The organism is Lacrimispora sp. (genome assembly GCF_046972725.1).
Lineage (GTDB): Bacteria > Bacillota > Clostridia > Lachnospirales > Lachnospiraceae > Lacrimispora.
This window is the reverse complement of sequence record NZ_JBKVXF010000001.1, coordinates 1,440,069-1,454,263: the sequence shown is the minus strand read 5'-3', so window position 1 is coordinate 1,454,263 and position 14,195 is coordinate 1,440,069. Positions and strand designations below refer to the sequence as shown.

Annotated in this window: 11 protein-coding genes and 2 pseudogenes; 10 read left to right on the top strand and 3 right to left on the bottom strand. The window is 39.3% G+C overall.

The window, feature by feature from the left end:
* Positions 1–32: 32 nt before the first annotated feature.
* From ACLTWA_RS06890 to ACLTWA_RS06875, 4 genes and pseudogenes are all read left to right on the top strand, one after another.
* Positions 33–1,224, top strand: a pseudogene (locus ACLTWA_RS06890) (IS3 family transposase).
* A 604-nt stretch (positions 1,225–1,828) separates the two neighbouring features.
* On the top strand, positions 1,829–2,557 hold the full coding sequence (locus tag ACLTWA_RS06885) for a hypothetical protein (RefSeq protein WP_412326865.1): 729 nt from the start codon (positions 1,829–1,831) through the stop codon (positions 2,555–2,557).
* Positions 2,558–3,137: 580 nt separating this feature from the next.
* Positions 3,138–3,515, top strand: a complete 378-nt coding sequence (locus ACLTWA_RS06880; RefSeq protein WP_412326864.1) for a hypothetical protein — start codon at positions 3,138–3,140, stop codon at positions 3,513–3,515.
* Positions 3,516–3,619: 104 nt separating this feature from the next.
* Complete coding sequence (locus tag ACLTWA_RS06875; RefSeq protein ID WP_412326863.1) at positions 3,620–4,324, top strand: hypothetical protein; 705 nt, start codon at positions 3,620–3,622, stop codon at positions 4,322–4,324.
* Positions 4,325–4,432: 108 nt separating this feature from the next.
* Here the strand turns inward: ACLTWA_RS06875 and ACLTWA_RS06870 are convergent.
* Positions 4,433–5,576: pseudogene (locus ACLTWA_RS06870) on the bottom strand (IS3 family transposase).
* Between the two features lie 411 nt (positions 5,577–5,987).
* On the opposite strand from ACLTWA_RS06870, the gene ACLTWA_RS06865 reads away from it, so the two are divergent.
* The 3 genes from ACLTWA_RS06865 to ACLTWA_RS06855 all read left to right on the top strand — a co-directional run bounded on the left by ACLTWA_RS06865 (position 5,988) and on the right by ACLTWA_RS06855 (position 7,861).
* Positions 5,988–6,407, top strand: a complete 420-nt coding sequence (locus ACLTWA_RS06865; protein WP_412326862.1) for a hypothetical protein — start codon at positions 5,988–5,990, stop codon at positions 6,405–6,407.
* Entirely contained in the window at positions 6,376–6,714 is a 339-nt protein-coding gene (locus tag ACLTWA_RS06860) for a hypothetical protein (RefSeq protein ID WP_412326861.1), read from the top strand. The genes ACLTWA_RS06865 and ACLTWA_RS06860 overlap by 32 nt, the downstream gene beginning before the upstream one ends.
* Positions 6,715–7,129: 415 nt before the next feature.
* Positions 7,130–7,861, top strand: a complete 732-nt coding sequence (locus ACLTWA_RS06855; protein ID WP_412326860.1) for a hypothetical protein — start codon at positions 7,130–7,132, stop codon at positions 7,859–7,861.
* An 80-nt stretch (positions 7,862–7,941) separates the two neighbouring features.
* On the opposite strand, the gene ACLTWA_RS06850 is transcribed toward ACLTWA_RS06855, so the two are convergent.
* Complete coding sequence (locus tag ACLTWA_RS06850) at positions 7,942–8,850, bottom strand: radical SAM protein (RefSeq protein ID WP_412326859.1); 909 nt, start codon at positions 8,848–8,850, stop codon at positions 7,942–7,944.
* Positions 8,851–8,891: 41 nt separating this feature from the next.
* A complete protein-coding gene (locus tag ACLTWA_RS06845) occupies positions 8,892–9,770 on the bottom strand; it encodes a helix-turn-helix domain-containing protein (RefSeq protein ID WP_412326858.1) in 879 nt (292 codons plus the stop codon).
* Between the two features lie 154 nt (positions 9,771–9,924).
* On the opposite strand from ACLTWA_RS06845, the gene uxuA reads away from it, so the two are divergent.
* The 3 genes from uxuA to ACLTWA_RS06830 all read left to right on the top strand — a co-directional run bounded on the left by uxuA (position 9,925) and on the right by ACLTWA_RS06830 (position 14,165).
* Positions 9,925–10,980 carry a mannonate dehydratase gene (gene uxuA, locus ACLTWA_RS06840; RefSeq protein WP_412326857.1) on the top strand — a complete coding sequence of 352 codons (1,056 nt, stop codon included), beginning with the start codon at positions 9,925–9,927 and terminating at the stop codon, positions 10,978–10,980.
* Positions 10,981–10,997: 17 nt separating this feature from the next.
* On the top strand, positions 10,998–11,846 hold the full coding sequence (locus ACLTWA_RS06835) for an SDR family oxidoreductase (RefSeq protein WP_412326856.1): 849 nt from the start codon (positions 10,998–11,000) through the stop codon (positions 11,844–11,846).
* A gap of 261 nt (positions 11,847–12,107) precedes the next feature.
* Entirely contained in the window at positions 12,108–14,165 is a 2,058-nt protein-coding gene (locus ACLTWA_RS06830) for a methyl-accepting chemotaxis protein (RefSeq protein ID WP_412326855.1), read from the top strand.
* Positions 14,166–14,195: the final 30 nt, after the last annotated feature.

The window sequence follows — 14,195 nt, the reverse complement described above, 5'->3', positions numbered from 1 at the left end:
GTAAAATAGAGGATAGAAAAGGAGAAATGATCATGACCGAAAAAAGAAAGCCCCGTTCTTATACGGATGAATTTAAACAGCAGTTAGTTCAGCTGTATCATAATGGAAAAAGAAAATGTGATATCTGTCGTGAATACGATATTGCCACCTCATTGCTGGATAAATGGCTCAAGCAGTCTGCCACCTCTGGTTCTTTCCACGAGAAAGATAACCGTTCCACAGAACAGCAAGAATTAATTGAACTGCGTAAACGAAATAAACAATTGGAGATGGAGAACGACATTTTACACCAAGGGTGGGCAGCGCCAAACAAGCAGCGCTGATTTTAGGACGAAAGTAAATGTGATCAAAGCAAATGCCCACAAATACTCTGTATCAGCAATGTGTAAAGTCCTAAACATTCCAAGAAGTTCTTATTATTATGAAGCAAAACAAAAACCACAGGAGAACCATCTGGCAGCTGAAATCCGGGAGATATTCCATCAGAGCCGGAATAATTATGGTACCCGGAAAATCAAGGTGGAGCTTTCCAAAAAAGACCTCAGGGTTTCCCGTAGGCGTATTGGGCGAATCATGAAACAGGAGGGACTTGTATCCTCCTATACCGTAGCACAATACAAACCACATGTGGATAAATGCAATGAATCCAAAGTGCAAAACATAGTAAACCGGGATTTCTCCGATCAGCCGCAATATAACGTTGTAGTCAGCGATTTGACCTATGTACGGGTAGGAAACAGCTGGAATTACATCTGTGTGCTTGTTGATCTGTTCAACCGGGAAATCATTGGTTACAGTGCTGGCAAGAACAAAGATGCCAAGCTGGTTAGTAAAGCTTTTTCCAGAGTCAATGTAAATCTGGAAAAAATACAGATTTTCCACACCGACCGTGGGAATGAGTTTAAAAATAAAACTCTGGATGAAACGCTTGAAACATTTCACATTCGCCGCTCTCTGAGCATGAAAGGGTGTCCTTATGACAATGCGGTAGCAGAGGCTACATTTAAAATCATTAAGACCGAATTTGTGAAAGGTCAGGAATATGAGACGCTAGAGCAGTTACAGTACGAATTGGCTGATTATGTAAACTGGTTTAATAACCATAGGATTCATTCCTCACTTGGTTATTTGACCCCCAAAGAGTATCGACTTACTAACCTTAAAAAGTTGTCTAAAAAAATGTTGACAATCCAGCTAAGAAGACAGGCTCAATATGAACCTTGAAAATAGAAACATTTTTGAAAGAAAGTTTAAATCCATGTAAAAAAAGCTACCTTAAACTCACGGTAGATGTAATGGAGCTTATATTTGTTTTTTTCATAATCATCTTTGAGGCGTTCCGGACGCTCTCCATATTTTTTGTCAGAAAAAGCATTTATAGTTGACGAATTTGTGAAGGAGAAAGAATTTGTGATTTTCTTAAGAACCAAAGTATGGTCCCAGTAAGAGTAGCGCAGGGTAATAGGTTTATTATGGCGAACGCTGTTAGAGGCAAAGTAGTTGGTCCAGACCTTGCCCAGGAGCTGTTGTTGGGGTATTTTTTGTACTTATGGAAATGAGAATGGTCGTAAGCCAACTGTTTAAGAGGGCTGTATCTGCAGATAAGATTAAGGAGCCAGCAAATAGTTTTATATTGTTACTGAATAATAGTGAATAAATATAATGCCCATAGCAATAAATTTACTTTATGGAATGTTTGGCGATTAACATTATACCCCAAAAACAAGGTCATTACTTTACTATTTGAAAACTTTCATAGAATTAATGTTTAACAATAAAAAAAGTAGTGAAACTTGACACTACCAGAATTAGCAGAAGGGAGATATTAATGAAAAGAATAGTAAAATATATAAGATTCTTTATGCTTGCAATGCTGGGATTATTTATAATACTGGTTATTTTGATTATATTTTCTACGTTTAGCTCAGAGAATAATAGAAGCAATGAAAGTGATTCTGGAAATATAATCGTGGAGTTTGAGAAAAAAAAGATGCCAGATCTTGAGAAAAAGGTACCAGTTTTTGCAGATACCATGGAAGAAGCACTTGCAGTGGTGAATCACGATCTTTATTTTGGAGATGATAAATATATTGATAAAGTAAGTTATACCCTAAAGGTTTTTGAAAATGATAAATATTCGACAATGTTTTATTTGTCTGATAAAAACTCAAAAGAAGGTGCATTTGTTGGAGCTAAGTTTAATATAAGGACTACAAACAATAAGAAACAATATGCATTACTTTATACAATGCACGTGGGATATGGTGACCATAGTAATAACAAAATGACGCCAGAAAAAGAATTTAGCCTATTTTGTCAGTACATACAAGCATTTGATATTGGTAATTTGAGTAAATATGGAATTAATGAAGGAGACCGTTTCATATTTGGAGGTATTGATACCGTAGATGTGAACCAACTAAAAATAGAAGGACAAAGTCCAACTGAAATTATTGAATTTTCACTTTATGGAGAAAAAAATTATTTCTGGTATTACGATAATTTAATAAGTGATAAACCAAGTTCGGAATTTGATATAGAAATAGAAGAAAAATAATGAGATGACGGTAATTTAAGAATTGTTATACCGATAAAAGTGGCAAAGTGACAAGATATCAATATGATTATTGGGGGTATTTAATCAATATTTTATGTTGTGAATTGGCCAAGGATTGTTCTCATTTTTTCTGTGGTTTCTGCTTCGGCTGTTATGTTTCTGAGGTAATGCTGAGTCATATTAAGGCTGGTGTGCGCCAGGAACTTTTGAAACTCAGTGTCTTTCATTCTATTTTGGAAGGACGATATTTCTAATAGAATTGATCAGGTTGGAAAAGCTGTACATTATGGCGTAGATGCAGTTGGGGAAGAAGTATAAGATGGAATAGAAGCAATAAAAAAATGGAGTTAGTAATGTGACCGTGTCAGCTAACGAATTTTTGAATAATAAAATTTATGGAGTGGATACGGTGCTGTATAAGGATGATGAAACAAATCTTACTGTTAAATCGCATACGAGAGGAGGGGACATAGTTGTAAATAGAAATATTTGAAATCAATTTACTGGTTGGTCGTTTAATTTATCACTGGATGTTCCGTATACCGATGCTTCGCTTGGTTTCAATCTATCTGGGAAGAATATGGATATTGATTCGTGGAAGACAAAGAGCTATATAAAGGTAAAAGATGTAGATAAAAAACTTAACTATTCAGCAGGCATTGGGTACAACAAGGAGGGGGTATATATCAATGAAAGCTGGGGAGGAGGATCAAATACGTTACCTTTAATACTACCTAATGGGGTAACTATCGATTCCCATACAAATGTTACATGGCCGATTTCAAAAGATGAAACAATAATGCCATGGGATGCATTTGCTGCTGCCTGTGTTGTAACTGCAGGAGTAGTCGTGTTGGCGGTTGCTGGTCCAGAAATTGTGCTTGGAGGATTGGTAGCAGAAGGTGGAGCGATAATAGCAGCAGTTGGAAATTATGTAGTTGCTGCATGTAGTGGTTGATGTTATTAAAAGCATTATTAGAAAATATTGCCACTAATAGATGGAGTCTCTATTTTTTCATGCGAATATAGTATTAGATAATTAGCCAGAAAGAGAGAATATTTGTGAAGAAAATAATTAAACACATAGGACTTTTTATACTTGCAATACTTGGATTATTCATGGGGGTGGTTGTTCTAATTATATTTTCTGGTTTAAGTTCGGAGAATAAGGAAAGCATCGGAAATAATTCAGAAAGCATAATACTGGAGTATGAGAGGAAAGGAAGGATTCCTACCTTTGAGGAACAGGAACCAATTTTTAAGGATACCATGGAAGAGGCTCTTATTGCTGTAGAGAATTATTACTTTAAAGATTATCCATACATGAGTAAAGTGGATAATATCATAAAAACTTTTGAGAATGATGAATATGCAGCATTGTTTTATCAATCTGTTAAAAACTCTAAAACAGATGGATTTGTGGCCAGTAAGTTTAAAATAAGAGTGTTTGACGGAAAAAAACAATATGCGGTGATTTTGGTGTTACCTGTTGAAAGTGGAGGAAAACAGGTGTCAAATGAATTAGATGCAATTCGTGATATGGCTGTATTCTTTGATTATTTTGGGGAGTTTGGAATTAGCAATGAAAGTCGCTTTATATTTGGTAGTATTCAGTCAGACAAGGTAAAAACATTAAAAATCGAAGGGCAAATGCCCACAGAGGTAATTGAATATTTTAGCAGTGGTAAAAAAGAGTATTTCTGGTATTACGAAAACTTAATCAGTGATAAACCTAGTACAGAACTTCACATAGAAGTGGGAGAATAGTAAAATGACGGTAATTTAAGGATTATTATACAAATAAAGGCAGAAATTTGATAAGGTATTTTACTATAACTGTGCGGATTTAATGCAAATTGGATTGTCAACACTTTTTTAGACAACTTTTTTAAGGTTAGTAAGTCGATACTCTTTGGGGGTCAAATAACCAAGTGAGGAATGAATCCTATGGTTATTAAACCAGTTTACATAATCAGCCAATTCGTACTGTAACTGCTCTAGCGTCTCATATTCCTGACCTTTCACAAATTCGGTCTTAATGATTTTAAATGTAGCCTCTGCTACCGCATTGTCATAAGGACACCCTTTCATGCTCAGAGAGCGGCGAATGTGAAATGTTTCAAGCGTTTCATCCAGAGTTTTATTTTTAAACTCATTCCCACGGTCGGTGTGGAAAATCTGTATTTTTTCCAGATTTACATTGACTCTGGAAAAAGCTTTACTAACCAGCTTGGCATCTTTGTTCTTGCCAGCACTGTAACCAATGATTTCCCGGTTGAACAGATCAACAAGCACACAGATGTAATTCCAGCTGTTTCCTACCCGTACATAGGTCAAATCGCTGACTACAACATTATATTGAGGCTGATCGAAAAAATACCGGTTTACTATGTTTTGAACTTTGGATTCATTGCATTTATCCACATGTGTTTTGTATTGTGCTACGGTATAGGAAGATACAAGCCCCTCTTGCTTCATGATTCGCCCAATGCGCCTACGGGAAACCCTGAGGTCTTTTTTGGAAAGCTCCACCTTGATTTTCCGAGTACCATAATTATTCCGGCTCTGATGGAATATCTCCCGGATTTCAGCAGCCAGATGATTCTCCTGTGGTTTTTGTTTTGCTTCATAATAATAAGAGCTTCTTGGAATGTTTAGGACTTTACACATTGCTGATACAGAGTATTTGTGGGCATTTGCTTTGATCACATTTACTTTCGTCCTAAAATCAGCGCTGCTTGTTTGGCGCTGCCCACCCTTGGTGTAAAATGTCGTTCTCCATCTCCAATTGTTTATTTCGTTTACGCAGTTCAATTAATTCTTGCTGTTCTGTGGAACGGTTATCTTTCTCGTGGAAAGAACCAGAGGTGGCAGACTGCTTGAGCCATTTATCCAGCAATGAGGTGGCAATATCGTATTCACGACAGATATCACATTTTCTTTTTCCATTATGATACAACTGAACTAACTGCTGTTTAAATTCATCCGTATAAGAACGTGGCTTTCTTTTGTCGGTCATGATCATTTCTCCTTTTCTATTCTCTATTTTACATGACCTTAAAATATCTGTCCAATTTATTGTAGCATATCCAGAATTACATAAAGGTAAAAGATATAGATAAAAAAATCAACTATTCAGCAGGAGTTGGATACAATAAGGAGGGAGTGTATTTCAATGAAAGCTGGGGAGGAGGAACAGATACGTTGCCTTTAGTACTTCCTAATGGAGTGACTGTTGATTCTCGTACAAATGTTACTTGGTCTGTTTCAAAAGATGAAACAATAGCACCATGGAATACTGTATTGAAATGTGTAGGTGTGGTAGTATTAGTTGCAGTGGCAATAGCACTAATTCCAGAGACAGGTGGGGGGTCCGTTGTTGTACTATGCGGAGCGTAGTACTGGAAATAATTAAGCGAGGGTGATATTAATGAAAAAAGTATTAAAATACATAGGTCTTTTTTTACTTGTAATACTCGGATTATTCATGATATTGGTTGCTTTAATTCTATTTTCTGCATTTAGTTCAGAGAATAATAGAAGTACTGGGAGCAATTCAGAAAACATAAAAGTGGAGTTTGAAGGAAATGGGAAGATACCCGGCTTCGAGGAACAGACCCCTATTTTTGCAGATACAATGGAAGAAGCACTTGCAGTAGTGAATCCCGAGATTTATTTTGGTGAAGATACATATATTGATCAAGTGAGTTATATCATAAAAATTTTTGAAAATGAAAAATATTCTACAATGTTTTATTTGTCTGATAAAAACTCAAAAGAAGGTTCATTTGTTGCAGCCAAGTTTAGTATAAAAATAGTTGATTCAAAAAAAACAATACGCTTTAATTGATATAATGCGTCAGGGATATGGTAATTCAAAGAAAAGAGAAGTTACCCCCGAAAAATCTCTAAGTATTTTTTGTCAATATATTCAAGTGTTTGATATGGCAAATTTGAGCAATTTTGGCATTGTCGAAGGAAATAGATTCATATTTGGGGGGATTGATACAGTGGATGTAAAAAGACTTAAAATAGAAGGTCAGAGTCCAACTGAAATTATTGAGTTTCCCCTCTATGGAGAGAAAAATTATTTTTGGTATTATGAAAATTTAGTTAGCGATAAACCAAGTTCGGAATTTAATATAGAAGTGGAGTAAGGGTGAAAAAGACAGAATTGGTTAAATGTCTGTGTTTTCTGGTCCCATATGGTAAATAAAGATCATCATTATTCCGGCAATTGTGATAATGAATTTCTTGTGACAACGACGTTTTTTGATGTAATAGAATCATTGATTAGGTAAGAACTTTCAGGAAAGCTGATGGAGAAGATTGGCCACCACCAAGAGCAAAATATAAAATACTGCCATTGTGATTTATTAATTTAATCATTCAAGAAGTGAATCATTTTAGCCTTTGATGTTTACTACCCAAAGCTTACATTTTATTGGAATGTGTAGGTGTGAGAGTGTTATTTTCTGTGTCCATAGCACTTATTCCATAGACAGATTGGGCAACCGTGGCTGATGCTCTATGGAGCATAGTATTAAAAATGATTAATCAAGGGAGATATCTATGAAGAAAGTTTTAAAATGCATAGGGCTTTTTATACTTGCAATATTTGGATTATTCATGGTATTGGCTGTTTTGATAGCATTTCTTGCATTGAAATCAAAAGGTAATGGAAGTACGGTAGATAATTATCAGCATATGATATTTGAGTTTGGTGCGAGGAAAATTCCGGCTTTTGAAGAGCCGGAGCTAGTTTATGCAGATACAAAAGAAGAGGCTCTTGTTTCTGTAAATCAGAAAATTTATTTTGCGGAAGATTATTTATATGCAAGTAAAGTAAGCGATATTATAAAAATCTTTGAAAATGATGAGTATGTAACAATGGTTTATTTTTCCAAAAGGGATCCAAAAGAGGGGGCGCTCGTTTTTGCTAAGTTTAAAATAAGCACAGTGGAGAATAAAAAGCAATATGCACTTCTTAATGCAATTGTTCAAGGACATGGAAGTCCAGGAGAGACTAAGATAACCCAAGATAAAGAATTTAGTATATTATGCCAGTTGATTCAAGTGTCTGACATACCTTATTTAAGGGATTTGAGTATCGTCGAAGGAGATCGATTTATATTAGGAAGCCTTAATGGAGAATACGTAAAAAGGCTGAAAATAGAAGGTCAGAGTCCAACTGAAATTATTGAATATACGCTTTATGGGGAAAGAGAATATTTTTGGTATTACAAAAATCTAATCAGTGATAAACCAAGTTCAGAGTTTGACATTAAAATTGAAGAAAGATAATAAAGTTAACGAGAATTTAAAATTGTTATACAGATAAAAGTGGGACTTTGCACATACACCAAGTAAGGGGATAAAACCCCTTACAAAACCCCTTCCAAGTCAAACGGCGGTGTATACTCTTCTTTCGCACTGCTTTTCTCCTGCATAAATCCCTGATCAAGTCCAAGCCGAATGGCCTCCTCAAGCACCTTATTATATTCATAGGAAGTAATCCTGCGGTTGATTTCAGGATAATCTTTGCTGTGGTAAAAGGGGGTATACTGGCTCATAAGGCTGATGTAAAACATTCCTTCCGGCAGTTCCTCCTTCATCCAGTGAAGAAGACGCAAAGAATCCTCTTTTGCTCCGGGAAGGACCATATGGCGCAGAATAACTCCTTTTTTCATGATGGTTCCGGAAGAATCAAACTGAGGTCTGCCTGTCTGAGTAACCATTTGAAGAATTGCTTTTCTGGCAGTTTCAAAGTAATTGGCTGCATTGCTGTAGCGCAGAGACAGCTCGGAACTATTGTATTTTAAATCAGGCAGCCATATATCCACGTAATCCCTTAAAAGTTTTACCGTATCTGGAGACTCATACCCACCGCAGTTATAGACCACAGGGATGAAAAGCTTTTCTTTTACGGAATCCAGGGCATTGAGGACCGAGGGCAGGTACTGGGTGGCTGTGACCAGATTAATGTTGTGTGCGCCTGAATCCTGAAGTCTTAAAAAGATTTGAGCCAGCTTTTCATCTGAGATTTCCTTTCCCCCTCCTTCCTGGCTGATGGTATGGTTCTGACAAAAACAGCATTTCAGGGTGCAGCCGGAAAAGAATACGGTGCCGCTTCCCTTGGTGCCGCTGATGCAGGGCTCTTCCCAGTGATGAAGTGCGGCGCGTGCCGCTTTTATGGTATCGGAACAACCGCAGTAGCCTGTGGTTACATGGCGGTTTACTCTGCAGTTTCGGGGACAGAGACTGCAGGCTTCATACATATAATCAAAATTCATATCGGTATCTCCTGTTGATTCAATATAGAAAAACGCTCTGGTCAGTACCCCTCCGGCAGCCCTTTCTGCTCCCGGTATTCCCTGGGAGAAAGTCCGAATTCCTTTTTAAATGCCCGGTAAAAGCTGGTATAATCCGAAAATCCATACTGGTGATACAGTTCTGTAAAAGGTATGCCGGACAGGACGCCGTTCTTGCTGGCATTCAGCCGTTTCTTTATAATATACTGATGTATGGAGATTCCCATATTGTCTTTGAACACATGTGAGAGATGGTATTTACTGGAATAAAAAAAGGAAGCCAGGTGATCCAGAGACAGGTTTTCATTTAAGTGGTTGTTGATATAGTCACATACGTTTAAATAAAGGACATTTTCATAGGCCTGGGGAACCTGGTGGAGCATCTCATAGGTAATGCGGTTGATATGAAGAAGAAACGAATGTACCAGCAGTTCCGCATTGAGCTCATGAAATGCTTTTTTTCCGTGAAGTTCTTCCAAAAGATCCAAAAGGCGTCCCTGGATGTTCTGAAAGGTGATAAAGTCTGTGCGGAACCGGTAATGCTTGTGTTCCTCCACATACCGGATCGTATAAGAAAAATCCCTGGACCAGGAACACATGGATTCGTAGTATTCCTTGCTGATCCAAAGCACAAAACGCTGATAATTCTCTCCGGAGGAATGAAAAATGGGATGGTGCTTTACGCCGGGGGGAATGACCAGATAGTCTCCGTACTGCAGAAGGTATCTGCTGCCTTCCACATCATAGGTCACATCTCCGTTTAAAAAGAAATACACTTCATAATAAGGATGGCTGTGATCCTGGATATGGTCCAAATTCATATCTTTATAAAAAAATACTTCAAATTCTCCTGAATTCATATACTGCCGTTCATTAAAACCGGTGGATAATTCCTTTTTCATAAAATTCCTCCTTCTGATTGATACATGCAGTAATTTCATTATAAAACACTACCGCAAGATTTGCAATGTGAACGGCAAATTCATCCATGGTATTCCGGTTGAAAGTTGTTTATACTAAATGCATACTTAAGATCCGAAAAAAAGGAGGTATTTTATGAAATTATCATTTAGATGGTATGGAGATGACGATAAGGTTACGTTGCAGAACATCCGTCAGATTCCAGGCATGCATTCCATAGTAACCGCTGTTTATGACGTTCCGGTCGGCGATGTGTGGAGCAGGGAGACCATTGCACATTTAAAGAAAGAAACAGAAGCAGCAGGCCTTGCGTTTGAAGTCATCGAAAGCATACCGGTCCATGAAGATATTAAATTAGGAAAGCCAGGCAGAGATCAGCTCATTGCCAACTATTGCGAAAATATCAGAAGAGTGGCTGAAGCAGGAATCAAATGTGTTTGCTACAACTTTATGCCTGTATTTGACTGGACAAGAACTCAGCTTGACCATGTGCTGGAAGATGGTTCCACCACACTTGTCTACTATCAGGATCAGGTGGATAAAGTAAATCCTCTGGAAAGCGATGGAGATTTAACCTTACCAGGCTGGGATGCCAGCTATACAAGAGAAGAACTGAAACAGGTAGTAAGTGAATACAACTCCATGACAGAGGAAGATCTTTGGAACAACTTAAAGTATTTTCTGGAGAAAGTCATTCCTGTGGCAGCAGAATGTGATGTGAATATGGCAATCCATGCCGATGACCCATGCTGGAGCATCTTCGGACTTCCAAGAATTATCACCTGCGAAGAGAATGTAGACCGTTTCTTAAAGCTGGTGGATGATCCGCATAACGGAATCACTCTTTGTACCGGTTCTTACGGCTGCTCCAATAAAAACGACGTGGTAAAGATGGCAGGCAAATATGCCGCCATGGGACGTATCCACTTCGTACATGCAAGAAATGTAGCAGTTTTAGATGGTGACAGGGGCTTTGAAGAACGTGCCCATTTATCAGAATGCGGTTCCCTGGATATGTTTGCCATCTTAAAGGCGCTTCATGACAATGGCTTTGACGGATATGTACGCCCGGATCACGGACGTATGATCTGGGGAGAGACCGGCCGTGCAGGCTACGGACTTTATGACCGTGCCCTTGGTGCAACCTATCTAAACGGACTTTGGGAAGCAATTGAAAAAACAAGCAAATGAGAAAGAAGGATAGTCACATGGCATTAACATTTGGAACAGATTTAAGCGGTAAAGTAGCAGTGGTAACCGGAGCAGGCGGTGTTCTGTGCGGTATGTTCGCCAAAACACTTGCACAGGCAGGAGCAAAGGTGGCAGTTCTTGATTTAAACGAGGCGGCAGCAAAGGAAGTGGCGGATTCCATCGAAAAGGAAGGGCTTACAGCCAGAGCCTATAAGGCAAACGTACTGGAACGGGGAAGTCTGGAAGAAGTTCACGCAAGAGTTCTGGCAGAGCTTGGTCCCTGTGATATTCTGATCAATGGTGCCGGCGGTAACAATGCAAGAGCCAATACCGATAAAGAATACTTTGAAATGGGAGATATCGAAGCAGATGTCAAATCCTTTTTTGATCTGGACCAGTCCGGTGTGGAATTTGTATTTAACTTAAATTTCCTTGGAACCCTTCTGCCCTGTCAGATCTTTGCAAAAGATATGATCGGAAGGGAAGGCTGCAGCATTTTAAATATTTCTTCCATGAATGCTTTTACGCCACTGACAAAAATTCCGGCTTACAGCGGGGCAAAGGCAGCCATCAGCAACTTTACCCAGTGGCTGGCGGTTCATTTCTCCAAGGTGGGAATCCGTGTCAATGCCATTGCTCCCGGTTTCTTTGTTACGCAGCAGAATGAGAAGCTGCTCTTTAAAGAGGACGGTTCTCCGACCGAACGTACGGAAAAGATTCTTGCTGCCACACCAATGGGAAGATTCGGGGAAGCAGAAGAATTAAACGGAGCATTGCTGTTCTTTTTAAACAATCAGGCGGCAGGCTTTATTACCGGCGTTGTTCTTCCCATCGACGGAGGATTCTCTGCATATTCAGGCGTGTAACGATAAAATTCACTCTGTTCATGACCGATTCGCTTTTAAAAATTGAATAAACAATTCATAAAAAAGATACTCTTTTTGATATTTGATAAAAAGGGTATCTTTTTGTATTACCGTGTCGAATTTTGTCAACTGTGAGATATGTTAAATTTTGTTTCCATTTTATAGAAACATTGACAATATATTACAAAATAGCGTATAATAATTAAAGCATTCTAAAATATGTAATGGTTTACATTTACCAAAGACAAGGAGCACGAGACTATGAAGACATCGGGGGAAAAGAAATGGTTTCAAAGAAAAGCCAAGGTGGAGAAAGGAGAAAAAAACAAAAAAACAGGTAAAAAGGGAGCATCGTTTGGCTCGCTGCTTTCTTTGAAGTCACTGAAGATGAAGATGCTTATGTTCATCATTTCCATTATTCTGGCACTGGCTGTCACCAATATGATTATCAGTATCTCCGTCAGCTATAAGGGGATCACGGATGTTGTAAAGAGTGACCTGGAATCCACAGGCAAGCTGGTAAACAGTCTGGTAGTACAAAACTTAGGCCAGATGAAGACAAATATTGAAGCCAGTACCCAGGGCGGAAGCTTGAAGTCCATTAACTCAAGAGTGGTTACGGAATATCTTAACAACCAGTGTCAGCTTTACGGTTACAAGGATTTGGAAGTTGTCAACCAGCAGGGTGTGGTTACCCGCAGCGCCAGTGGCGAACATATTGGAGACAGCTATGTCGACCGGGATTACTTTAACAAGGCATTAAACGGCACTACAGCTGTTTCAACCACGGAATTAAACGCCAATAATGAACTGGAGATCCGTGTTGCTGCCCCCTATGAACTGGGGATTTTAATCGCTACCTATGATGGTTCCGTATTGAGTGATTTAATCAAAGATCTCCGCATTGGAAAGACCGGCAATGCATATCTGATCGATCAGACCGGTACCATGATTGCCTGCATTTTTCCGGAGCTGGTCAATGAACGGCAGAACTTTATTGAGATGGCCAAGACGGATAAGTCCTATGCATCATCGGCCCGGATGTATCAGACCATGCTGACGGGAAAAACCGGAATCGGAACCTATGATTATCAGGGGGTCAAGCGGTACTGCTATTACAGCCCTGTAACCGGTACTGATGGATGGGCGCTGGGGGTTGTTGCTCCCATTAAAGAGACGACCACATCCATTTACAATGTAATATTTGCCATGATCATTCTTGCAGCCGTATCCGTTGCAGCCGGATGCTTTCTTGCGTTCCGTTTTGCAGCACCCATTGCAGGTCCGATTTCAGAAATTGCAAAACGAATGAAGCTCTTATCGGAAGGAGATTTACTCAGTGAGGTTCCGGTTGTAAAGAGGAACGATGAAATCGGTGTTCTGGCAGAAGAAGCCTCCAATTATGTAGAGAGCGTAAGAAAGACCAATCATACCATCATAACCGTATTAGACAAGATCGCTTCCGGAGATTTCCGCCGTTCAGAAATCACAGATTTCAAAGGTGATTATGTAATGATCCAGCAGGCCATTCAAAGAACGGAAGAAATGCTTTCCAAAACCATGGAAACCGTAGAAAATTCTGCTGATGAGGTGGCAAAGAGCAGTGCCCAGGTATCCCAGGGAGCACAGAACTTAAGTCAGGGAGCTGTGGAGCAGGCGGCAGCCGTGGAGCAGTTATCATCTTCTGTCAACGAGATTTCTGCCAGCCTCATGGATACTGCCAGATCTGTGGAAGGCATGAATAAACAGGCAGGCCACGTAGGAAAAGCAATGGAAGAAGGCAATGAAAAAATGCATGAAATGATGGAATCCATGGACCAGATCAGCAGGAAATCCAAGGAGATCGAAAAGGTCAATAAGCTTATTGAAGACATTGCATTCCAGACCAACATTCTTGCTCTGAATGCAGCCGTTGAGGCAGCGCGTGCAGGTGAGGCAGGAAAAGGCTTTGCCGTGGTTGCAGATGAGGTGAGAAACCTTGCAGGAAAGAGTGCAAATGCAGCAAAGGATACTTCCAGCCTGGTAGCAGACACCATTTCTGCAGTCAGCAAAGGAACGGATATTGCAGCTTCCACAGGAGAATCCTTAAATGGCATACTTGCTGAGACAAAGAGTATGGTTCTTGCCATCGAACAGTCAGCAAAGGAACTGAAAGAGCAGAGTGAGAAGGTCAATGAAGTGACTGTAGGCATTGGGCAGATCTCAGCGGTTGTACAGAGTAATTCCGCTACGGCTGAAGAAAGCGCTGCAGCAAGTGAAGAGCTTTCTGGCCAGGCAGAGAATTTAAGTGAATTGATGAGCAAGTTCCGGCTTCGTTAAATACATATTTTATAAAATCCGCGGCAACCG

What these genes read in the sequence shown, in the direction of transcription:
- ACLTWA_RS06885 (WP_412326865.1), top strand. Translation starts at nt 1,829, where the DNA reads ATGAAAAGAATAGTAAAATATATAAGATTCTTTATGCTTGCAATGCTG.
- ACLTWA_RS06880 (WP_412326864.1), top strand. Translation starts at nt 3,138, where the DNA reads ATGGATATTGATTCGTGGAAGACAAAGAGCTATATAAAGGTAAAAGAT.
- ACLTWA_RS06865 (WP_412326862.1), top strand. Translation starts at nt 5,988, where the DNA reads ATGAAAAAAGTATTAAAATACATAGGTCTTTTTTTACTTGTAATACTC.
- ACLTWA_RS06855 (WP_412326860.1), top strand. Translation starts at nt 7,130, where the DNA reads ATGAAGAAAGTTTTAAAATGCATAGGGCTTTTTATACTTGCAATATTT.
- ACLTWA_RS06850 (WP_412326859.1), bottom strand. Translation starts at nt 8,850, where the DNA reads ATGAATTTTGATTATATGTATGAAGCCTGCAGTCTCTGTCCCCGAAAC.
- ACLTWA_RS06845 (WP_412326858.1), bottom strand. Translation starts at nt 9,770, where the DNA reads ATGAAAAAGGAATTATCCACCGGTTTTAATGAACGGCAGTATATGAAT.
- uxuA (WP_412326857.1), top strand. Translation starts at nt 9,925, where the DNA reads ATGAAATTATCATTTAGATGGTATGGAGATGACGATAAGGTTACGTTG.
- ACLTWA_RS06835 (WP_412326856.1), top strand. Translation starts at nt 10,998, where the DNA reads ATGGCATTAACATTTGGAACAGATTTAAGCGGTAAAGTAGCAGTGGTA.
- ACLTWA_RS06830 (WP_412326855.1), top strand. Translation starts at nt 12,108, where the DNA reads ATGAAGACATCGGGGGAAAAGAAATGGTTTCAAAGAAAAGCCAAGGTG.